Origin of the sequence: Chelatococcus composti, assembly GCF_014201415.1 — a bacterium.
GTDB lineage: Bacteria > Pseudomonadota > Alphaproteobacteria > Rhizobiales > Beijerinckiaceae > Chelatococcus_A > Chelatococcus_A composti.
The window spans coordinates 492,964-514,241 of the sequence record NZ_JACHEH010000003.1 but is presented as its reverse complement, the minus strand read 5'-3'; the positions used below and the strand labels follow the sequence as shown (position 1 = coordinate 514,241).

Sequence of the window (21,278 nt, the reverse complement as noted above, 5' to 3'; positions counted from 1 at the left end):
AGCGCCGCGTCACGCCCCCTCCCCCGCCTCCAGTTCGCCGGGCAGGGCATAGGCCCAGTTGGTGATCGTGCCCGCGCCGAGGCAAACCACATAGTCACCGGGGCGCGCCAGGCGACGCACGATGCCGGCGAGCGCCTGCGGTCCCTCGAGGGCGATCACCTGCCGGTGGCCGCGCGCCTTGAGACCGGCGACGAGATCGTCACGCTCCGCGCCGGGAATGGGTTGCTCTCCCGCCGGATAGACGGGCGCGACGATCACGGCGTCCGCATCGTTGAAGCAGGTGCAGAAGTCGTTGAAGAGGGCCTTCAGCCGTGTGTAGCGGTGCGGCTGCATCACCGCGATCACCTGCCCCTTCGTCGAGGCACGGGCAGCCCGCAGGACAGCCGCGATCTCCACCGGATGGTGGCCGTAGTCGTCGAAGATGGTGACGCCGTTCCACTCCCCCGTGCGGGTAAAGCGCCGCTTGACGCCGCCGAAGCCGGCAAGCGCGGTGCGGATCGCATCCGGGCTCATGCCGAGCTCGTGCGCCACCGCGATGGCCGCGGTCGCGTTTAGCGCATTGTGGTGGCCAGGCATGGGCATGAGGAGATCGGGGATGACCGTCTCCACTCCCGTCTTGCGGTCGCGGATCAGCACCTTGAACCGGCTCTTGCCGCCGTTCAGATCGACGTCGATGAGCCGCACGTCCGCCTGCGGGTTCTCGCCATAGGTGATGACGCGCCGGTCCTCGATCTGGCCGACGAGATCCTGCACCGTCGGGTGGTCGATGCACATCACCGCGAAGCCATAAAATGGCAGGTTCTCGACGAAGGAGCGGAAGGCCGCCTTGATGGCGTCGAAGGTCTTGAAGTGGTCGAGGTGCTCGGGGTCGATGTTGGTGACGATCGCCACATCCGCCGGCAGCTTGAGGAAGGTGCCGTCTGATTCATCGGCCTCCACCACCATCCAGTCGCCGGCCCCGAGGCGGGCGTTGGTGCCGTAGGCGTTGATGATGCCGCCATTGATGACGGTGGGGTCGAAGCCGCCGGCATCGAGCAGCGTCGCGACGAGCGATGTGGTCGTGGTCTTGCCGTGCGTGCCGGCAATGGCGACGCAGGTCTTCAGCCGCATCAGCTCGGCCAGCATCTCGGCCCGGCGCACCACCGGCAGGCGCTTCTCCCGCGCGGCGACGAGCTCGGGATTGTCCCGCTTGATCGCGGTGGAGACCACGACGACCTCCGCGTCGCCCAGGTTCTCCGCGGCGTGGCCGATCGACACGGACGCCCCCTTGTCGCGCAGGCGTTTGACGTTGGCATTGTCGTTCGCATCCGACCCCTGGACGGTGTAGCCGAGGTTGAGGAGCACCTCGGCGATGCCCGACATGCCAATGCCGCCGATGCCGATGAAGTGGATGGGGCCGAGCTCGCGCGGCAGCTTCATGTCGTCGTCTCCGTTTGCGGGGCTTCTTGTTGGGCGAACTTGCCGATGCGGATGACAAGCGCGGCAAGACGCTCCGCTGCGTCGGTGATGCCTGCGCTCTTGGCCGCTTCGGCCGCCCGCGTCAATGCCTCGGGGGCGTCGAGGCGCGCCGCGATCTCGGCCGCGAGGCGGGCGGGCGTGAAATCCGTCTGGGAGATGACCACGGCCGCGCCGATGGCCCCGAGGCTCGCGGCATTCGCCGCCTGGTCCTGGTCGAGGGCGCCGGGTAGCGGCACGAGTATGGATGGGCGGCCGATGACGGAAAGCTCGGCCACCGTGGAGGCGCCGGCGCGGGAGACGACGAGCTGCGCCGCGGCCATACGACGCGGCAGGTCGTTGAAGAACGGCTCCACCTCGCACGAAACACCGAGCCGCGCATAGATGCTGCGCACCCGCTCAAGATCCTCCGGGCGGGCCTGCTGCACAATGTGCAGGCGCGCGCGCCGCATCTCGTCGAGCTGCTCGATGGCGACAGGCACCACATCACTCATCACCCGCGCGCCCTGGCTGCCGCCGAAGACGAGAAGCGAGAGGCGCTCGCCGCGCGCGAGCGGCCGGAAGGGGACGGCCGCGGCCTTGAGCACGCTGGGGCGTACCGGGTTGCCGGTGTGCGTGGTCTTGCCGCGCGCGACCTCGCTCAGCCCCCTCACCTCGACGAAGCCCGTGGCGATGGCCGTGACGCGGCTCATGAGGAAACGGTTGGCGCGGCCGACGACGGCGTTCTGCTCGTGGATGATGCTCGGCACGCCGACCATGGTGGCGGCGAGCACGGGCGGCACGGTGGGATAGCCGCCGAAGCCGACGACCACGGCCGGCCGGCGCTCGCGCATCAGGCTCCGCGCCCGCCAGATGCCGCGCGCCAGCGTCACAAAGGACTGCGCGGCTGCAAGGGGCGAGCGCCTCGACGGTGTCGCCGAGGGGATCACGAACCGTTCGGCGGCCGGAAAATGGTGCGCATAGGCGGCCGCCCGTTCGTCGGTTGCGAGCGCCACCGCAATGCCATGCCGGCCGAGCGCCGCCGCCAGCGCCTCGGCCGGGAAGAGATGGCCTCCCGTGCCGCCGGCGGCCAGGAGGACGAAGCGATCCCTGTTCATCGCACCTCGCCCCAGCGCGGTGTGGCGTCGAAGATCTCCGCCCGCGGCCTGCGGCGCGTCAAAGCGATGAGGAAGCCCATGCCGATGGCGAGCGAGAACAGCGAGGAGCCGCCGTAGGAGATGAAGGGCAGCGTCATGCCCTTGGCCGGCAGGAGGTGCACGTTCACCATCATGTTGATCGAAGCCTGAATGCCGAAGAGCGTCGCAAGGCCCGTCACCGCCAGGCGGCAGAAGGGATCATCGTTGCGCCGGGCGAGAATGAGACTGCGGATGACGATGAAGGCAAACAGCAGCACGATGGCGATGCACACGACAATGCCGAACTCCTCCGCCGTGGCGGCAAAGATGAAGTCGGTGTGCGCGTCGGGAAGGATGCGCTTGACCGTGCCCTCGCCGGGTCCCTTGCCGAGCCAGCCTCCCTGGGCGAAGGACTCCATGGCCATGTCGACCTGGAAGGTATCGCCCACGTCGTCGTTGAAGAAGCGCTCGATGCGGGCGCGCACGTGGGGGATGAACTCGTAGGCGGCGACGAGACCGGCCAGGCCCATGCCGCCGATGCCGGCGACCCAGAAGATGTGCAGCCCCGCCGCGAAGAAAACGGTGGCCCACACCACCGTCACCAGCATGGTCTGGCCGATGTCCGGCTGCAGGATCAGCGGCACGATCGTCAGCGGCAGCAACAGGACGGCCAGGATGGTGCCCGGCATGTCCCGGCGCCGCCCGCCCTCCGCGAACAGCCAGGCGACGAGGACGACGAATGCCGGCTTCACGAACTCAGACGGCTGCACGGTGATGCCGGCCAGCGAGATCCAGCGGCGCGAGCCCTTGACCTCCGGACCGACATAGAGCGCCGCCACGATGAGCGCCATGCCGGCCAGGAAGACGATCAGCGCCATGCGCCGCACCTGGCGCGGCGACAGCAGCGACGTGCCGACGAGCAGGAGGATGGCCGGCACCAGATAGAGCACCTGCCGGTTGACGAAGTGGAAGGTGGGCAGCCCGAGCCGCTCGGCGACGGGAGGCGCGCCGCCCATGAGAAAGACGAGACCGGCCACCATGAGCACGCCGAGCGCGCCGAGGGTGTAGCGGTCGACCGTCCACCACCAGTCTGCGAGCACCGTCCGTTCTGCGCGCGAGACCATCGCTCACTCCTTCCCGAAAGGCACGAGGCCGGGCAGGCCGAGGACGAGGTCGCGGAACCGGTCGCCGCGAACCTCGAAGTTGCGGAACTGGTCATACGAGGCACAGGCGGGCGACAGCAGCACCACAGGCTCGGCATGCGCCGATGCAGCTGCCTCCTCCGCCGCCCGCGCCACCGCGACCTCCAGCGTGCCGCACTGCTCGTAGGGCACCTTGCCCTCGAGCGTTGCGGCAAATTCATCGCTGGAGGCGCCGATCAGATAGGCCCTGGCGATGCGCGGGAAGAACGGAGCGAGCGGCGCGATGCCACCCTCCTTCGCCTTGCCGCCGACGATCCAGTGGATGCCGCCGTCGAAGGCGGAGAGCGCCTTCTCGGTCGCGTCAGCGTTGGTCGCCTTGGAATCATTGACGAACAGCACCTTGCCGGCCCGCCCGACCTGCTCCATGCGGTGGGCGAGACCGGGGAAACTCGCCAGCCCGGTGCGGATGACCCCGAGATCCACCCCCGTCGCCATCGCCGCGGCAACAGCGGCAGCCGCATTCTGGGCGTTGTGCGCCCCGCGCAGCGAGCCGATGCCGGAGAGGTCGATGCGCGCCTCAACGGCGGTGGAGCCATCCGGCCCCGCCGCCCGCAAGGTGATGCAGTGCGGCTCCCACGACCAGCCCTCCTCCAGAATGCGCTCGACGGAGATGGTCTGGAGCGGCCGGGCGAGTGCCACCCTCCGGCATGCAATGGCCCGGCAGAAGTCGTCGTCCACGCCGATCACGGCGAGGGCGGAGGCAGAGATCAGCCGCTCCTTGATGGCGGCATAGTTCGCCATCGTGCCGTGGCGGTCGAGATGGTCCGGCGTGATGTTGAGAAGAATGCCGACGCTCGGCGCCAGCGAAGGCGCAAGGTCAATCTGGAAGGACGAGCACTCGATCACATAGGCGCGGCCGGCAGAGAAAGGCTCGAGGGCGAGCACCGGCGTGCCGATGTTGCCTCCGGTCTGCACGTCGAGCCCCCCGACCTTGAGAAGGTGTGCGGTGAGCGCGGTGGTCGTCGACTTGCCGTTGGTGCCGGTGACAGCGATGAACGGCACGTCCGGCATCAGCTTCGCCCGCTCGCGGCAGAACAGCTCGACGTCGCCGATGATCTCGACCTCGGCTGCACGGGCGAGTGGCACCGTCCAGTGCGGCTCGGGATGGGTCAGCGGCACGCCTGGCGAGAGCACGAGCGCATCGACCTCGTCCCAGGCGATGCCGCGCAGGTCCTCGACGGTGATGCCCCGCGCCGTGGCGGCGACGCGCGCCGTTTCCCCGTCATCGTAGGCCACGACCTCGGCCCCGCCCGCCACCAGGGCCTCGGCCGTGGCGAGGCCCGAGCCGCCGAGCCCGAAGAGGGCGACGCGCTTGCCGGCAAAGGAGGTGACGGGGATCATCGCCTCACCTCAGCTTGAGCGTCGACAGGCCGACGAGCGCGAGCACCACCGAGATGATCCAGAAGCGGATCACCACCTGCGGTTCCGTCCAGCCGAGCTGCTCGAAGTGATGGTGGATCGGCGCCATCTTGAAGACGCGCTTGCCCGTGAGCTTGAAGGAGGCGACCTGGATGATGACCGAAAGCGCCTCGACGACGAAAAGGCCGCCGACGATGGCGAGCACGATCTCGTGCTTGGTCGCCACCGCGATGGTGCCGAGCAGGCCGCCGAGGGCGAGCGAGCCCGTGTCGCCCATGAAGATCTGTGCCGGGGGTGCGTTGAACCACAGGAAGCCGATGCCCGCCCCGATCACGGCGCCACAGATGACAGCGAGCTCGCCCGTGCCCGGCACGAAGTTAATCTGCAGGTAGTTGGAGAAGATGGCGTTGCCGACGAGATAGGCGATGAAGCCGAAGGTCGCCGCCGCGATCATCACGGGCACGATGGCAAGGCCATCGAGCCCGTCCGTCAGGTTCACCGCATTGCCGGCGGCGACGATGACGAAGACGCCGAAGGCGATGAAGAACCAGCCGAGGTCGATCAGCAGATCCTTGAAGAAGGGAATGGCGACGGAGGTGGCCAGCAGATCGCGCGTCGGCGGCAGGTCCGCCCGCGCGACGAGGACGATGGCAATGCAGGCGATGCCGGCGATCAGCGCCTCGATGGCGAGACGCGAGCGGCCGGAGAATCCCTTGTGCGACTGCTTCGTGACCTTGAGATAGTCGTCGTAGAAGCCGATGGCGCCGAAGCCGAGCGTCACCAGAAACACGATCCACACATAGGGATTGGCGAGATTGGCCCACAGCAGGGTCGAGACGACGAGCCCGGAGAGGATCATCAGCCCGCCCATGGTGGGCGTGCCCTTCTTGGTCAGCAGGTGCGACTGGGGCCCGTCCTCACGGATCGGCTGGCCCTTGCCCTGCTTGATGCGCAGCGCGGCGATGATGGCAGGGCCGAACATGAAGACGAAGAACAGCGCAGTCGCCGTCGCGGCGCCCGTGCGGAAGGTGATGTACCGGAAAACGTTGAGTCCCGGGATGATGTCGCTGAATTCGGCGAGCCAGACGAACATGCCCTTCTTTACTCCGCTTACATGTCCGCTTCGGCATGCGCCGCTTCACGGGGGTAGCGTTCCTTGAGGGTGGTGACGATGCGCGAGACGTAGGTGCTCTTGGAGCCCTTGACCATCACGACGTCTCCGCCACGCAACTCGCCGAAGAGTTCCGGCTCGAGCTCCGCGGGGGTCTGCGCATAGCGCCCCCTCATCTCCGGCGGAAGAGCCTGCCACAGGTTTTTCATCAGTGGCCCGCAGGCGAAGACGAGATTGACGCCGCTCTCGGCCACGAACTCGCCGAGCGCGCGGTGCAGGGCCGGTCCGTCAGGGCCGAGCTCCAGCATGTCGGCGAGAACGGCGATGCGGCGGCCGCGCAGCCCCACATCCGCCTCGCACAGCGTGTTGATGGCCGCGCGCATGGAGGCGGGGTTGGCGTTGAAGCTCTCGTCGACGAGCGTGATCGTGCCGCCCGGCCCCTTCATCAGCGTGCGCTCGCCGCGCCCGGCGATTGGCGCAAGGTCGCCGAGGCCGAGCCCGGCCAGGGCGATGTCGGCGCCGAGTGCCTTGACCGCCGCCATGACAGCGAGGCTGTTGAGCGCCACGTGGCGCCCCGGGCTGCCGAGCCGGTAGGTGATGGCCTCGCCGAAGACGCGAGCCTCGACGATGGTCATGTCGGACTTGAGGATGATCCGCTCGGCGCGCACGTCCGCCTCCTCATGTTCGCCGAAGGAGACGAGGCTACCGGCAGAAGAGGCCGCCGCGTGCAGCTTCAACCGCTCGAAATGGGGATTATCGCGGTTGATGATGGCCGCGCCGCCCGGCTCGATGGCGGAGAAAATCTCGCCCTTGGCGTCGGCGATGGCCTCGACCGAGGGGAAGAATTCGAGGTGCACGGGCTCGACGGTGGTGACGATGGCGGCATGCGGCCGCACCAGCTCCACCAGCGCGGCGATCTCGCCCGGCGCGCTCATGCCGATCTCGAAGATGCCGAAGTCGCTGTCGCGCGGCATGCGCATCAGCGTCAGCGGCACGCCCCAGTGGTTGTTGTAGGAGGCAACCGCGGCGTGCGTCCTGCCCTGCTTGCCGAGGGCGAGGCGCAGGGCCTCCTTGGTGCCCGTCTTGCCGACGGATCCGGTAACGGCGACGATCCGTGCCTTCGTGCGTGCCCGCGCCGCGCGCGCGGCAGCACGCATCGCCTCGAGTACGTCCGGCGCCACAAGCAGAGGGCCCAGATGCGACAGGGCCTCAAAATGCGCCTCGTCGACGAGCGCCGCCGCCGCGCCCTTGGCCAGCGCATCGGCCACGAACTCGTGGCCGTCACGCTTGCCGGCGAGCGCGCAGAACAGATCACCCGGCGCGATCGTGCGCGTGTCGATCGAGACGCCGGAGATGGTGTCGGGCAGGCCGCCGTGGGCGCGTGCGCCGAGAGCACCGAGGATTTCGAGGCCTGTCCAGAGGGCGTCGTTCATTGTTCTACATCTGCAACGGCCGCGAGCACGGCCTCGTGATCGGAAAAGGGTATGGTCGTTGAGCCGACGATCTGGCCCGTTTCATGACCTTTGCCGGCGACGACGAGAACATCCCCAGGCTCGAGCTCCCGGACAGCGGTGCGGATTGCCTCCGCGCGGTCGCCGATCTCGCGCGCACCGGGCGCTGCGGCGAGGATGGCAGCGCGGATCGCGGCGGGATCCTCCGAGCGCGGATTGTCGTCCGTGACGATGACGACATCGGCCTTCTCGCTGGCGATGGCGCCCATCATCGGTCGCTTGCCCGGATCGCGGTCGCCCCCCGCGCCGAAGACGACGACCAGCCGCCCGGTGGCATAGGGTCGCAGCGCATCGAGCACATGGGCGAGCGCATCGGGCTTGTGTGCGTAGTCCACCACGACGAGCGCGCCGTTGACCTCTGCCACCCGCTCGAGGCGCCCCCTGACGCCGGCGAGACCGGCGAGGCCGCGCACGATGTCCTGCATGGCGCAGCCGGCAGCGAGCGCGAGCCCGGCCGCAACAACCGCGTTCGCGGCCTGGAAGTCACCGGCGAGCGGCAGCAGCACCTCGTGCATCATGCCCCCGTGCGCCAGCCTGAGCCGCTGCGAGAAGCCCTCGCGCGCGGCCTCCGCAATGGCGATGTCGCGGCCCGTGCGGCCGACGCTGACGACCTTCAGGCCCCGTGCTGCGGCAACGCTCTCGACCCGCGCAGCCTCCGGCGCATCGGCATTGACGACGGCCGTCGCGCCCTCGGGCAGCAGGCGCTGGAACAGCCGCAGCTTGGCCGTGAGATAGGCCTCGACGGTGGGGTGGTAGTCGAGGTGGTCGCGGCCGAGGTTGGTGAAGGCCGCTGCGGCAAGGCGCACGCCATCAAGCCGCCGCTGGTCGAGCCCGTGCGAGGACGCTTCCATGGCCAGGTGCGTCACGCCCTCGCCGGCGAGCCTGTCGAGCGTCCTGTGCAGGGCGAGCGGATCGGGCGTCGTCAGCGAGCCGTAATGGGCGCCGGAAGGCGCCACGACGCCGATGGTGCCGAGGCTCGCCGCCTGATGGCCGCAGGCGGCGAAAAGCTGCCGCGTGAACTCGGCCACCGAGCTCTTGCCGCTCGTGCCGGTCACGGCGACAACCGTGCCGGGCTGTCGGGGAAAGACCCGAGCGGCGGCGAGCGCGAGCGCCCGGCGCGCATCGATGACGGAGCCGAAGACCACCCCCGACGGGAGGTCCGCCGGCCGGCCACCTTCCGCAACCACGGCGACGGCGCCGCGCGCGATCGCATCGGCGATGTAGTGTCGGCCGTCCTCCCGCGCGCCGGCAAGCGCGACGAAGACGTCGCCCGGCTGCACCCTGCGGGAATCGAAGGCGAGCCCCCGCACGCGCACAGATGCATGCAGCGTCGCGGCGAAAGCATCCGGCAGAATGTCGCCGAGGGCGAAACCGTCGATGTGTGCGGTGTCCGTCATTGGATACCCCAGGCGCCGGCCTGCGCCATGGCCGGGAATGGCCGGTACGGCTTCTCAAAGCGCGGCGGAAGCCCGAGCAGCGGCGCCACGCGCTCGATCACCTTGCCGGTGGTCACGCCCGCGTTCCAGGCGGCGGTGGAGTAGCCGTAGGTTTCCGGCAGGCCCTTGGGCTCGTCGTACAGCACCACGAAAAGATACTTCGGGTCGTCCGCCGGGGCGATGGCCATGAAGGTCGTGAAGTTCTTGGTGCGGTCGTAGCGACCGTTGATGACCTTCTCGGCCGTGCCGGTCTTGCCGCCCACGTAATAGCCGGGCACCGCCGCCTTGCGGGCGGAGCCGCGCTCGGCATTGAGGCGCATGATGTAGCGCATGGCCTCGCTCGTCTTGGGGCTCACGACCCGGCGGGCGATGGCCTTCGCCTCCTCCTCGGTGCGTTTCAGAAAGGTGGGCGTGATGAAATAGCCGCCGTTGACCAAGGCCGCCGTGCCTGCAGCGGCCTGGATCGGCGCCACGGCGAGACCGTGGCCGTAGGAGATGGTGATGGTGTTGAGCTCGCCCCAGCGCGGGGGAATGATCGGATCCGCACTCTCCGGCAGCTCCGTGCGCAGACGATCGAGCTGGCCGAACTTCTTGAGCGTCGCCTTGTGCCCCTCCACACCCACGGTCAGGGCCATCTTGGCCGTGCCGATGTTGGACGAGTGGATGAAAATCTCCGGCACCGTGAGGATACGGTTCTGCCCGTGATAGTCGCGGATTGTGAAGCGGCCGTACCGCATGACGCCGCGGGCGTCGAAGGTGGAGTTGATGTTGACCTTGCCGGAGTCGAGCGCCATCGCCGTGGTGATGGCCTTGAAGGTCGACCCCATCTCGTACACGCCGACGTTGATGCGGTTGATCCGCTCGGGATCGAGCGCCTCGACGGGGTTGTTCGGGTCGAAGTCCGGCAGCGAGGCGAGCGCGATGACCTCGCCCGTCTTGACGTCAAGGATGAGCCCGGCAGTGGCCTTGGCCTTGTACTTCTCCATGCCCTTGATGAGCTCGTCCCGCAGCGCGTGCGTGGCGCGCAGGTCGATGGAGAGCTTGATGGGCTCGAGGTCGGTCGCCTGGGTGGCGAAGCCCGCCCCCGCCAGCGCCCTCAGGCCGAGCCCGTCGATGTATTTCTCGATGCCAGCGATGCCCTCGTTGTCAACGTTGGCAAAGCCGAGCACGTGCGAGGCGATCGGGCCGTTGGGATAGACACGCTTGTTCTCGGTGAGGAAGCCGATGCCAGGGATGCCGAGACGATGCACCTCCGCCTGCTGGCGCGGCGTGATCTCGCGTTTGACCCAGACGAAGCCGCGCTTGGTGCCGAGCTTCTCGCGCAGCTCGCGCGCGTTGAGGTCCGGCAGAACCGCCGTCAGCAGCTCGGTCGCTTCGTCCTTGTCGATGATGTTGCGCGGCTCGGCATAGACCGACACGGTCTTGACGTCCGTCGCCAGCAGGATGCCGTTGCGGTCAACGATATCGGGACGCACGATGGAGATCTCGGCCGAGGCCCGGCGCAGGTCGCCCGGATCGTCGGGGGTCACCGCCAGCATGACGAGACGCCCGGCGATGACGACGAAGAGGCACGAAAAGCCGAGGGCCACCACCCCGACGCGCGCCTGAGACTTCTCCGCCCTCAGGCTGAAGACGCCGGAAAGAAAGCGGCGCAGGCGTGCGGCCCGCGTCTGCGGGGCGGGCGTCTCGTCGGGGGTCTGCGGCAGGACGGTCGGATCCGTGTCGTGCATGGCTCCATCACCGGCTGGGGGTCGAGGGCGTGCGCGCATCGGCGTCGGCGGCGCCGGGTGTGGCGGTCGGCGCCGCAAGACCGAGGTCTTCCAGCTTGCGTCCGATAGCGTCGACCTCTGGCTTGCGCTCGGGAACATCCTGCAGCCGCACGATCTGACGCACCGAGAGCGGCTGCAGGTCGAGATGGGTCGCGGCCAGCGCCTGCACCCGGTCAGGCCGGGTGAGGAGCTGCCATTCCGCCCGCAGCACGGCGATCGCGTCCTTCTCGCGCTGCACCTGCGCCTTGAGCTTCGCCACCTGCTCGGACAGGTAGATGGTGTCGTACTTGATGGAATAGGCGTAGCCGGCCGAGGCGACGAGCGCGCCGATGGCGGCGATGTGCAGGAACCGTACGATCATCGTCCGCCCCTCCGCTTCGGCTCCGGCAGGCTCGCGAGCAGCGCCAGCGCCTCGTCGTCGCCCTGCGGCGGCGCGCCCGTCCGCTCGCCGGCGCGCAGCTTGGCCGAGCGCGCGCGCGGGTTCGCCGCCACCTCTGCCTCCTGCGGGGCGACGGCGCCGCGCGAGACGAGCGTGAAGGTCGGCTCCGCCCCCGCGAGGCCCGGGATGTGCCGCGAGCCGCCGCCCGCGCGGCCGCTGCGCCGAGCCAGGAACTGCTTGACGATGCGGTCCTCCAGCGAGTGGAAGGTGACGACCACGAGCCTGCCGCCCGGCTTCAGGATGCGCTCGGCCGCGACAAGCGCCCGCACCAGCTCACCGAGTTCGTCGTTGACCGCGATCCGGAGGGCCTGGAACGTCCGCGTCGCCGGGTGCGGGCCGTGGGGATCGGCCCGGACGACACCGGCGACGATCTCGGCCAGACGGCGCGTCGTCTTGATGGGGGCAGATTTCCGGGCCTCGACGATGGCCCGCGCCACGACACGCGACCGCCGTTCCTCGCCGTAGTGGAAGATGATGTCGGCGAGGGTGCGCTCGTCGGCAGTATTGACGAGGTCGGCCGCACTCGGACCGCGCTGCTCCATGCGCATGTCGAGCGGCCCGTCGAGACGGAAGGAAAAGCCCCGCCCCGCCTCGTCGAGCTGCATGGAGGATACGCCAATGTCGAGAACGACACCGTCGACCGGCGCGAAGCCCGCCTCCTGTGCCAGCACGTCGAGATTGCCGAAGCGCCCGTGGGCGAGCACCAGCCGCCCGCCGCACTCGGCCACAAGCCCCTGCCCGCCCGCGATGGCGTCGGGATCACGGTCGATGCCGAGAACGCGCAGGTCGGGCGCCGCCGCAAGAATGGCACGCGTGTAGCCGCCAGCGCCGAAAGTGCCGTCGATGTAGAGACCGCCGGCGCGCGGAGAAAGATGCGCCAGCACCTCCCCCAGGAGCACGGGAACATGACGGGCCGGTCCGCCAGCGGCGTCGGCCGAGCCGTCGCCGCGGCCCGTCATCATTCCCGCGCTCCGGGAGGCATGCCGCCCGGCCTCGAGGCGAGAGGCGTGGCCAACCCCCTCACCGCGCCGAGCGACTTCTTGAGATCCCGGACCTTGGCGCGCGCCTCCTCGAGATGCGCACGGAACCGCTCCGGCTCCCAAAGCTGAAACTTGTGCCCGTGGCCCACGAAGGTGACCGCGTCGGTCAGCCCCGCATGCTCCCTGAGCGTGTCGGTGAGGATCACGCGCCCCTCCGGATCGATCTTGAGCACCTCGCTGGTGCCCAAGAGTGCGGTCGAGAGATGGTCGCGCTCCTCCGAATAGGGTGAAAGCGTCGACAGAAGGGCATCGATCTCCGCCAGCAGGGCGTTGCCGCCCGCATCCAGAGCCGGCGCGTCGAGCGCCGGATGCACATAGAGACCTTCGAAACCGTCGCGCGCCAGCACGGCCCGGAACGGCGCAGGGATCGAAACGCGCCCCTTCGCGTCCACCCGGTTCGTGAAGTTGGACACGAAGCGGTCCATGGCCCCCTGCCCTTACGGCACCGTTCGCTTCCACCAGAGCCACGGCCCAACTGCCGCACCCCACCCCGCCGCCAACGCCGAATCCGACCGGCCGCGAGCCCGGCGCCGCCCCGGCGCAGGCCCCGCGAAGCTCGAACCAGACGTCCAGCGACGGGATGATTTGGGATATCATGGGAAATTATGGTCGTCAATGGAATCGAGCACTCCGGCGCAAGCGTCGAAGCAGCTTCGATGACAGCGCGACATGGTTAACGAAGCGTTTCGGAAGCCCTCCTCGCGGGGGCTTGCTCAAAGAATTTTCGCAATCGGGGCAATGATTTCCGGCAGGTGATCCGTCCGGGCCCGCGACCGGCGGCGTGCCAGATGCCTGTCGCGGGGGCGCACGCTCCCATGCCCGCGCGGCAGCGCGTGGCAGAAAGGGCGGAACGGACGAGGACGCGGGGCGCCGGCGCGCTCCGCAGCTGCTGCGATGACAGCGGGGGAAGAAAGGTGCCAGCCGGCCTGTAAGCCGGGTTCTGTATGGCCCGGGTCGCCCCGGACGTGACGGCCATTCATCTGGGACGGTCGTTACCGACCGCCTCGAGCAACCAACCCGGACGACAAGGCTGGAAACAGGCCCGGGCGCTTGCGCGCCCCGTCGTCCCTATTCGGTCTTGCTCCCGGTGGGGTTTGCCGTGCCGTCGACGTTGCCGCCGACGCGGTGCGCTCTTACCGCACCCTTTCACCCTTGCCCTTCTGCGCCAAAGGCTTCGAAAGGCGGTTTGCTTTCTGTGGCACTGTCCCTGGGGTCACCCCCGCCGGACGTTATCCGGCACCGTGTTTCCTAGGAGCCCGGACTTTCCTCTGCACCGGCGCGGCCGGTGCAGCGGCCGCCCGGCCGACTGGCGCAACCCGGATATGGGATGGCACCCGCCGGGGTCAAGCGCCGTGCGCAGGACACCGGCGGCATGCGCCACGGATCATGGCCGGATCGATCAGGACTCCTGCGAACCGAGGGTCGCGACGATCGTACGAACCTTGGAGCAATAGGCACGGTTCGCGCTGTTCATGCGCTTGGCGTAGTGTCCGCTCTGATAGCGCATCACGGTGGCGCAGGTGTCCCCGCCCGACAGCTGGTAGGCCTGGGCGAGATACTTCACGGCATAACGCAGGTTGGTGTCCGGATCATAGAGACCGGCTGCCGAGCCGCGGTAGCCGAGGCCACGGGCCGTCTGATACTTGATCTGCATGAGGCCGTAGGCGCCACCGTTGTAGGCGCGCGGATTGTATCGGCTCTCGACCCGCACGACCGCATCGACGAGGGCAAACGGCAGGCCATGCGCCTTGGCATGCCTGGCGATGAGCGCGCGGTAGCGCTCGCGGCTGGCGTGGACGTAGCCCAAGGCACGGCCATGCTTGACCACCACGTTCCGGCCCCTTCTCGGGCCTGCCCTGTCCTCGCCCGCCTCGGCCCGGGCGAGCGCCTCCTGGTGCGACCGCGTGCGCGCCTTCACGGTCCTGCGGGCTGCCTCGCGCGTGGGTGCCGACACACTCTGCTCGATCTTGCTGATATCGGTCCGCCGCTGGAACAGAACCTCATACTGGTCCGCCTGCTCGGCAAGCGCCGGCGCTGTAGAAACGAGGACGAGGGAAGAAATGCCAAAAGCGGCGGATCGCAAACTCTTCAAAACGTGTACTCCTTACACCCTTACACACACAAAAGGACATCCCGTCCGGAGCGAGGCGCTCCGGCCATGCTTCACTCGGCGCTGTTTCGGGATCGACCGTTACTGGCTCGTCGTGCGGCTTCTCCTCATGATCGAGCCGCCAACAGGGGCCTCACCTTTGCGCAATAGCGCCGTGCAGCCTCCGTCATGGACCGGGCGCGATGGCCGGCCTGATAGCGAAGGACGGTGCCGCAGGTGTCCCCACCCGCGAGGCGATAGGCCTCGGCGAGATAGCGAATTCCGAAGGTCAGATTGGTCTCGGGCTCCAGCAGACCCTCGCGCGGTCCCTCGTAACCGTAGGCCCGCGCCGTGGCGTAACTGATCTGCGTCAGCCCCAGATTGTCGCCGTTGCGGGCCCGGGGGTTGTAGTTGCTCTCGAGGCGGACGACGGCATCGGCGAGGTCGACAGGAACGCCACGCCCGGCCGCATGGCGAGCGATGAGCGCGCGCACGTGTGCCCGCCCCTCCTCCGCCGCCACGCGCCTGCCGAGATCCGCAGGGCGCGGAACCGGCATGACAACCGCGTCCACGATGTCGCCCGCGACCCCCGCCGCACCATCCCCATCCGCCTGAACGCAGGCCGAAGTTGACACCGCGAGCGCGGCGCAACAGATCGCCAGCCGCCCTACCATAAACACCCCGTCACTGATGCTATATCCATCGAATAGACGGAGGAATTCTCTCACGAATGAGGCATATATCGGGCAATGCCGGGGAATTTAAATGTTAAAGTAGACGACATACACTTTTTATGAATGCCGCATTGCTAAATATTTATATTGCGTATACTATTATTTGTAATAATAAGAAATTATCAACAGGAAACTTGCAGAACTTTCGGTGCACAAAGCAACCACTGCGTGACGAGGAGAAATTGTGTTGCAACTCGTGACGCGTAAAATGGCATTCTCGGCTGCGCCCACGGCGGCCAGCCCAGCGAAACAGGAGTAACATGATGAAGCGTCACCTCTGGCAGGGAGCCCTACTCGGGCTGATGGCGCTCGGCCTCACAGCCTGCAATACACCGCAGGATCGGGCTGTCGGCGGCGCCCTGATCGGCGGCGCGGCCGGCGCGGTCATCGGCGGCGCTGCGACGGGCGACGTCGGCGGCGCGCTCGTCGGCGGTGCTATCGGCGCGGCCGGGGGCGCCGTGGTCGGAGCGGCAACTGCCCCGCGCTGCGAGTACTATTACTATCGCGGCCGTCGCTATCGCGAGTGTTACTGACAACGGGCGCGCGGCCGTGCCTGGCCGCGCGCACGCCTCCCCTTCCCGCCTTGCCAAGGCCCCGGCGCCCCGCTAGCTGTCCCCCTGTCCTGCTGTGGACCGGCGCCGCTCCGCCCGACACGACGAGGGCCGCGAGCGTCGCACCATGAAAGGCAGCACCCGGGAAACGGTCTCGACCCATGTGGGATAAATTCGGCTGGGGCAAGCTCGGCGGCGCCGGCATCGGGCTGGCCATCGGCGGGCCGCTGGGCGCCCTCATCGGCGCTCTTGCAGGGCATTTGCTGATCGACGACGCAAATGCCCTCTTCCGGCCGCCGCCGCGGCAGGTCGTGTTCACGACCGGTCTCGTCGCGCTCGCGGCCAAGATGGCGAAGGCCGACGGCGTGGTCACGGGCTCCGAGATCCGCGCCTTCCATGCCATCATCGACGCGCCGGCCGAGGAATTCGCCCAGATCTCCCGCCTCTTCAACATTGCCAAGGCGACCACCGCCGGCTTCGAGGCCTATGCCCGCCAGCTCGCCACGCTGTTCGCCGACGAGCCTGCGCTGCTTGAGGACGTCCTCGATGGCCTTTTCCTCATCGCGGCGGCCGACGGCGCCCTGCACGAGGACGAGCTCGCCTACCTCTCGACCGTCGCCGCCATCTTCGGCCTGAGTGACGAGGATTTCCGCCGCATCGAGGCGCGGCACGTGCATCGCGCCGACGATCCCTATGTCATCCTGGGGGCAGACCGGGGCATGAGCGACGAGGAGCTGCGCCGCCTCTACCGCAAGCGCATCGCCGAGAGCCACCCGGACCGGCAGATCGCCCGCGGCCTGCCAGCGGAGGCCGTGCGCATCGCCACCGAGCGTGCCGCCGCCCTCAATGCCGCCTGGGACGAGATCGTGCGCCAGCGCCGCATGAACGAGAAAGACCCCGCAGAGACCGCGTCATGAGCCAGCAGCCCACTCCCGACAGCCCCGTCGCCGCCAAGGTGTTTGCATCCCCCAACCACAGTGAGCGGCTGACAGCGGACGGCAGGCCGCGCCGGCCCGACATGCTGGTACTGCATTACACCGGCATGGCCGATGCCGGCGAGGCGCTGCAGCGCCTGTGCAACCCCACCACCGAGGTCTCGGCGCACTATTTCGTCTTCGAGAATGGCCATGTGCTGCAGCTCGTGCCCGAGGCGCGCCGCGCCTGGCATGCGGGCAAGGCCTGCTGGACGGGCGAGCGCGACATCAACTCGGCCTCCATCGGCATCGAGATCGCCAACCCCGGCCACGACGGCGGCCTGCCGCCCTACCCTGCGGCGCAGATCGCAGCCGTCGTCGCACTCTGCCGCGACATCATCAACCGCTGGTCGATCCGGGCCGACCGCGTCCTCGGGCATTCGGACGTGGCCCCGCTGCGCAAGCAGGATCCGGGCGAACTCTTTCCGTGGGAGGAGCTCCACCGCGCCGGCGTCGGCCATTTCGTGCGCCCCGCCCCGATCCGCAGCGGGCGCTTCCTCAGTCCCGGCGAGCGTGGCCAGCCGATCGAGGCGCTGCAGGCGATGCTCGCCATGTATGGCTACGACGTGCCCATCTCCGGCATCTATGACGAGGCGACGAAGGCTGTTGTCACCGCCTTCCAGCGTCACTTCCGGCCCGAGCGCGTCGACGGCATCGCAGACGCCTCGACCATCACCACCTTGCGCGACCTCATCGCCAGCCGCCCGGAAGCGACCACCATCGCATGATGGCGCGCCGGCCTACTCCGCTGCCTCGCGCGTGTAGGCCGACGGATCGTAGTTCAGGATGGGGGCGAGCCAGCGCTCCACCTCGGCAATCTCCATGCCCTTGCGCAGGGCATAGTCCTCCACCTGGTCGCGCTCCACCTTGGCGACGCCGAAGTAGAATGAATCCGGGTGGGCGATGTAGAGGCCGGAGACGGATGAGCCGGGCCACATGGCGAAGCTCTCGGTGAGCCTCACGCCGATGCGCCGCTCTGCCTCCAGCAGGCGGAAGAGCGTCGCCTTCTCCGTATGGTCCGGCTGAGCCGGATAGCCCGGCGCGGGCCGGATACCGGCATATTCCTCGCGGATCAGCGCCTCGTTGTCGAGTTCCTCGTCCGGGGCATAGGCCCAGAACTCCTTGCGCACGCGCTCGTGCATGCGCTCGGCGAAGGCCTCCGCGATGCGGTCGGCGAGCGCCTTGACCATGATCGACGCATAGTCGTCGTTGGCGCGCTCGAAGCGCCGCGCGATACGCTCCTCCTCCATGCCGGCTGTCACCACGAAACCGCCGACATAGTCGGGCTTTACCCCCTCGGGCGCCACGAAATCGGCGAGCGCGACGTTGGGACGGCCATCACGCCGGGACAGCTGCTGGCGCAGGGTAAAGAAGGTGGCGAGCTTCTCCTGCCGGCTCTCACCCGTATAGAGCACGATGTCGTCGCCCACGGCATTCGCCGGCCAGAAGCCGATCACCGCCTTGGGGTTGAACCACCGCTCCTCGACGATGCGCTTCAGCATCGCCTGCGCATCCTCGTAGAGCTGGCGCGCCGCCGCCCCCTGCTCCTCGTCCTCGAGGATGGCCGGGAAGCGGCCCTTCATCTCCCAGGTCTGGAAGAAGGGCGTCCAGTCGATGTAGCGCAAGAGCTCCCCGACGTCGTAGGAGCGGAACACGCGCGTGCCGAGGAAAGTGGGCCTGGGCGGCGTATAGGACGCCCAGTCGATCCTGACCGGATTGGCGCGGGCCTTCGCCAGCGGCACCCGCTGCTTGTCGGCCTCGCTGCGCGCGTGGGCATTGGCGATCCGCGCATACTCGCTGCGTACAGCCTCGATGTAGGGGCCGCGCTGTTCGGAAGACAGAAGCGACGAGACGACGCCCACGGCACGGCTCGCGTCGTTGACATGCACCGCCTGCCCGCGGGTGTAATTGGGATGGATCTTCACCGCCGTGTGCACGCGGCTCGTCGTCGCCCCGCCGATGAGAAGCGGAATGTCGAAGCCCTCGCGCTCCATCTCCGAGGCGACGAAGCACATCTCGTCGAGCGACGGCGTAATGAGACCGGACAGGCCGATGATGTCGACCTTCTCCCTGCGCGCAGTCTCGAGGATCTTCTGCGCCGGCACCATGACGCCGAGGTCGATGACCTCGTAGTTGTTGCACTGCAGGACGACACCGACGATGTTCTTGCCGATGTCGTGCACGTCGCCCTTTACCGTCGCCATCAGCACCTTGCCCGCGGCGGGCCGGTCGGCGAGGCCGCTGCCTTCCTTCTCCTTCTCCATGTAGGGCATGAGATAGGCCACGGCCTGCTTCATGACGCGGGCGGACTTCACGACCTGTGGCAGGAACATCTTGCCGGCGCCGAAGAGGTCGCCGACCACGTTCATGCCGGCCATCAGCGGCCCCTCGATCACGTTCAGTGGCCGCTCCGCGGCAAGGCGCGCTTCCTCGACATCCTCCTCGATATAGTCCGCGATGCCGTTGACGAGCGCGTGCTCCAGTCGCTTCTCGACCGGCCACGTGCGCCAGGCGAGGTCTTGCTCCCTCGCCTGCTTGCCCTTGCCCTTGAAGTTCTCGGCGAGCGCCAGCAGTCGCTCGGTCGCGTCCTTGCGGCGGTTGAGGACCACGTCCTCGCAGGCCTCGCGCAGCTCCGGCTCGATCTCGTCATAGACGGCGAGCTGGCCGGCGTTGACGATGCCCATGTCCATGCCCGCCGCGATGGCGTGGTAGAGGAAGACGGCGTGCATCGCCTCGCGCACAGGCTCGTTGCCGCGGAACGAGAAGGAGAGGTTCGAGACGCCGCCGGAGACATGCACATGCGGCAGGCTCTGGCGGATACGGCGCGTGGCGTTGATGAAGTCGACGCCGTAGTTGTCGTGCTCCTCGATGCCCGTGGCCACGGCGAAGATATTGGGATCGAAAATGATATCCTGGGGCGGGAACCCCACCTTCTCCGTCAGCAGCCGGTAGGCACGCGTGCAGATCTCGACCTTGCGGTCCTCGGTGTCGGCCTGGCCGGCCTCGTCGAAGGCCATGACGACCACCGCCGCGCCGAAGTCCCGGCAGATGCGCGCCTCGGCCAGGAACTTCTCCTCTCCCTCCTTGAGCGAGATGGAATTGACGATGGCCTTGCCCTGCACGCACTTGAGCCCGGCCTCGATCACCTCGAACTTGGAGGAGTCGATCATCACCGGCACACGGGCGATGTCCGGCTCGGCCGCGATGAGGTTCAGAAACTCGACCATGGCCTTGCGGCTGTCGAGCAGGCCCTCGTCCATGTTGATGTCGATGACCTGGGCGCCGTTAGCCACCTGCTCGCGCGCCACGTCGAGCGCCGCGGCATAGTCGCCGGCCGTGATCAGCTTGCGGAAGCGGGCCGAGCCGGTGACGTTGGTGCGCTCGCCCACGTTGACGAAGGGAATGTCGGGCGTCAGCTCCAGCGGCTCGAGCCCGGCGAGGCGCATGCGTGGCTCGATCTCGGGAACGGCGCGCGGGGCCTTGCCGGCCACCGCCTCGGCGATGGCCTTGATGTGCGCCGGCGTCGAGCCGCAGCAGCCGCCGACGAGGTTGACGAGCCCGGCGTCGGCAAACTCGGCGATCATTGCTGCCATTGCCTCCGGGCTCTCGTCATAGAGGCCGAACTCGTTGGGGAGGCCGGCGTTGGGATAGGCGCAGACGAAGGTGTCAGCGACCTTGCCGATCTCCTGGATGTGGGCGCGCATCTCGCGCGCGCCGAGCGCGCAGTTGAGGCCGATGGAGAACGGCTCGGCGTGACGCACCGAATACCAGAAGGCCGTGGGCGTCTGGCCGGAGAGCGTGCGGCCCGACAGGTCCGTGATCGTGCCCGAGATCATCATCGGCAGGTCGACGCCCCTCTCGGCAAAGACCCGCCTGGCCGCGAAGATCGCCGCCTTGGCGTTGAGCGTGTCGAAGATCGTCTCGATGAGGATGATATCCACGCCACCGTCGACGAGGCCACGCACCTGCTCGGCATAGGCGTTGCACACCTCGTCGAAGGTCACGGCCCGATAGCCCGGATTGTTGACGTCCGGCGAGATGGAGAGCGTGCGGTTGGTCGGCCCCACGGCGCCGGCGACGAAGCGGCGTCGCCCGTCTTCCGCCTCGGCGATGCGGGCCGCCGTGCGGGCGATGCGCGCCCCTTCCAGGTTGAGCTCGTAGACGATCGCCTCGAGCCCGTAGTCCGCCTGGGCGATGGCGGTGCCGGAGAAGGTGTTCGTCTCGACGATATCGGCCCCGGCGCGGAAATAGGCCAGGTGCACTGCCTTCACCGCCTCCGGCTGGGTGAGAACGAGCAGGTCATTGTTGCCCCGCAGCTCCCGGCCGTGGTTGCGGAAACGGTCGCCGCGAAAGTCCTCCTCCGAGAACTTGTAGGCCTGCAGCTCTGTGCCCATGGCCCCATCGAGCACGAGAATGCGCTGGCGCGCGGCTTCGGTGAGGGCTCTGCGCACCTCGGCGCCGTCGGCGGGGCAAACGTCCGTCATGTGAAAAGA

The 21,278-nt window shown here is 68.2% G+C and carries 17 protein-coding genes and 1 other RNA gene; 3 read left to right on the top strand and 15 right to left on the bottom strand.

Annotated features, from left to right (window positions below; translation table 11 throughout):
• Positions 1 to 9: 9 nt before the first annotated feature.
• From murC to HNQ73_RS08550, 14 genes are all read right to left on the bottom strand, one after another.
• Positions 10 to 1,419, bottom strand: coding sequence for a UDP-N-acetylmuramate--L-alanine ligase (murC, locus tag HNQ73_RS08615; RefSeq protein ID WP_183334215.1), 1,410 nt, complete (start codon positions 1,417 to 1,419; stop codon positions 10 to 12).
• On the bottom strand, positions 1,416 to 2,552 hold the full coding sequence (gene murG, locus HNQ73_RS08610; RefSeq protein ID WP_183334213.1) for an undecaprenyldiphospho-muramoylpentapeptide beta-N-acetylglucosaminyltransferase: 1,137 nt from the start codon (positions 2,550 to 2,552) through the stop codon (positions 1,416 to 1,418). Before murG ends, murC begins: the two co-directional genes overlap by 4 nt.
• Positions 2,549 to 3,694, bottom strand: coding sequence for an FtsW/RodA/SpoVE family cell cycle protein (locus HNQ73_RS08605; protein WP_183334211.1), 1,146 nt, complete (start codon positions 3,692 to 3,694; stop codon positions 2,549 to 2,551). Before HNQ73_RS08605 ends, murG begins: the two co-directional genes overlap by 4 nt.
• Positions 3,695 to 3,697: 3 nt before the next feature.
• Positions 3,698 to 5,113: a UDP-N-acetylmuramoyl-L-alanine--D-glutamate ligase gene (gene murD / locus HNQ73_RS08600; RefSeq protein WP_183334209.1), complete on the bottom strand. Its 1,416-nt coding sequence runs from the start codon at positions 5,111 to 5,113 to the stop codon at positions 3,698 to 3,700.
• Positions 5,114 to 5,117: 4 nt separating this feature from the next.
• Positions 5,118 to 6,224, bottom strand: a complete 1,107-nt coding sequence (mraY, locus tag HNQ73_RS08595; protein WP_183334207.1) for a phospho-N-acetylmuramoyl-pentapeptide-transferase — start codon at positions 6,222 to 6,224, stop codon at positions 5,118 to 5,120.
• 17 nt (positions 6,225 to 6,241) lie between these two features.
• Positions 6,242 to 7,675: a UDP-N-acetylmuramoylalanyl-D-glutamyl-2,6-diaminopimelate--D-alanyl-D-alanine ligase gene (locus HNQ73_RS08590; RefSeq protein WP_183334206.1), complete on the bottom strand. Its 1,434-nt coding sequence runs from the start codon at positions 7,673 to 7,675 to the stop codon at positions 6,242 to 6,244.
• Positions 7,672 to 9,150, bottom strand: coding sequence for a UDP-N-acetylmuramoyl-L-alanyl-D-glutamate--2,6-diaminopimelate ligase (locus HNQ73_RS08585; protein ID WP_183334204.1), 1,479 nt, complete (start codon positions 9,148 to 9,150; stop codon positions 7,672 to 7,674). The genes HNQ73_RS08590 and HNQ73_RS08585 overlap by 4 nt, the downstream gene beginning before the upstream one ends.
• Positions 9,147 to 10,919: a peptidoglycan D,D-transpeptidase FtsI family protein gene (locus HNQ73_RS08580; RefSeq protein ID WP_183334202.1), complete on the bottom strand. Its 1,773-nt coding sequence runs from the start codon at positions 10,917 to 10,919 to the stop codon at positions 9,147 to 9,149. Before HNQ73_RS08580 ends, HNQ73_RS08585 begins: the two co-directional genes overlap by 4 nt.
• 7 nt (positions 10,920 to 10,926) lie before the next feature.
• Positions 10,927 to 11,319 (bottom strand): cell division protein FtsL, encoded by a 393-nt coding sequence (gene ftsL / locus HNQ73_RS08575; protein ID WP_183334200.1) that lies wholly within the window; start codon positions 11,317 to 11,319, stop codon positions 10,927 to 10,929.
• Entirely contained in the window at positions 11,316 to 12,356 is a 1,041-nt protein-coding gene (gene rsmH, locus HNQ73_RS08570) for a 16S rRNA (cytosine(1402)-N(4))-methyltransferase RsmH (protein ID WP_373284884.1), read from the bottom strand. Before rsmH ends, ftsL begins: the two co-directional genes overlap by 4 nt.
• Complete coding sequence (mraZ, locus tag HNQ73_RS08565; protein WP_183334196.1) at positions 12,356 to 12,862, bottom strand: division/cell wall cluster transcriptional repressor MraZ; 507 nt, start codon at positions 12,860 to 12,862, stop codon at positions 12,356 to 12,358. Before mraZ ends, rsmH begins: the two co-directional genes overlap by 1 nt.
• Positions 12,863 to 13,350: 488 nt before the next feature.
• Positions 13,351 to 13,747: RNase P RNA component class A (gene rnpB / locus HNQ73_RS08560), an RNA gene on the bottom strand.
• Between the two features lie 89 nt (positions 13,748 to 13,836).
• The gene (locus HNQ73_RS17940) at positions 13,837 to 14,529 is read right to left on the bottom strand and encodes a lytic transglycosylase domain-containing protein (RefSeq protein WP_244649953.1); all 693 of its coding nucleotides are present in this window, start codon (positions 14,527 to 14,529) and stop codon (positions 13,837 to 13,839) included.
• 125 nt (positions 14,530 to 14,654) lie between these two features.
• Entirely contained in the window at positions 14,655 to 15,083 is a 429-nt protein-coding gene (locus HNQ73_RS08550; protein ID WP_183334194.1) for a lytic transglycosylase domain-containing protein, read from the bottom strand.
• Positions 15,084 to 15,523: 440 nt separating this feature from the next.
• Here HNQ73_RS08550 and HNQ73_RS08545 point away from each other — a divergent pair, with 440 nt between their 5' ends.
• The 3 genes from HNQ73_RS08545 (at position 15,524) to HNQ73_RS08535 (ending at position 17,513) form a co-directional block, all read left to right on the top strand.
• Entirely contained in the window at positions 15,524 to 15,793 is a 270-nt protein-coding gene (locus HNQ73_RS08545) for a glycine zipper domain-containing protein (RefSeq protein ID WP_183334345.1), read from the top strand.
• A gap of 179 nt (positions 15,794 to 15,972) precedes the next feature.
• Positions 15,973 to 16,728, top strand: coding sequence for a TerB family tellurite resistance protein (locus tag HNQ73_RS08540; protein WP_183334192.1), 756 nt, complete (start codon positions 15,973 to 15,975; stop codon positions 16,726 to 16,728).
• Positions 16,725 to 17,513 carry an N-acetylmuramoyl-L-alanine amidase gene (locus HNQ73_RS08535; RefSeq protein ID WP_183334190.1) on the top strand — a complete coding sequence of 263 codons (789 nt, stop codon included), beginning with the start codon at positions 16,725 to 16,727 and terminating at the stop codon, positions 17,511 to 17,513. The genes HNQ73_RS08540 and HNQ73_RS08535 overlap by 4 nt, the downstream gene beginning before the upstream one ends.
• Before the next feature lie 12 nt (positions 17,514 to 17,525).
• Here the strand turns inward: HNQ73_RS08535 and metH are convergent, their stop codons facing one another.
• A complete protein-coding gene (gene metH / locus HNQ73_RS08530) occupies positions 17,526 to 21,269 on the bottom strand; it encodes a methionine synthase (RefSeq protein WP_183334188.1) in 3,744 nt (1,247 codons plus the stop codon).
• Positions 21,270 to 21,278 lie beyond the last annotated feature (9 nt).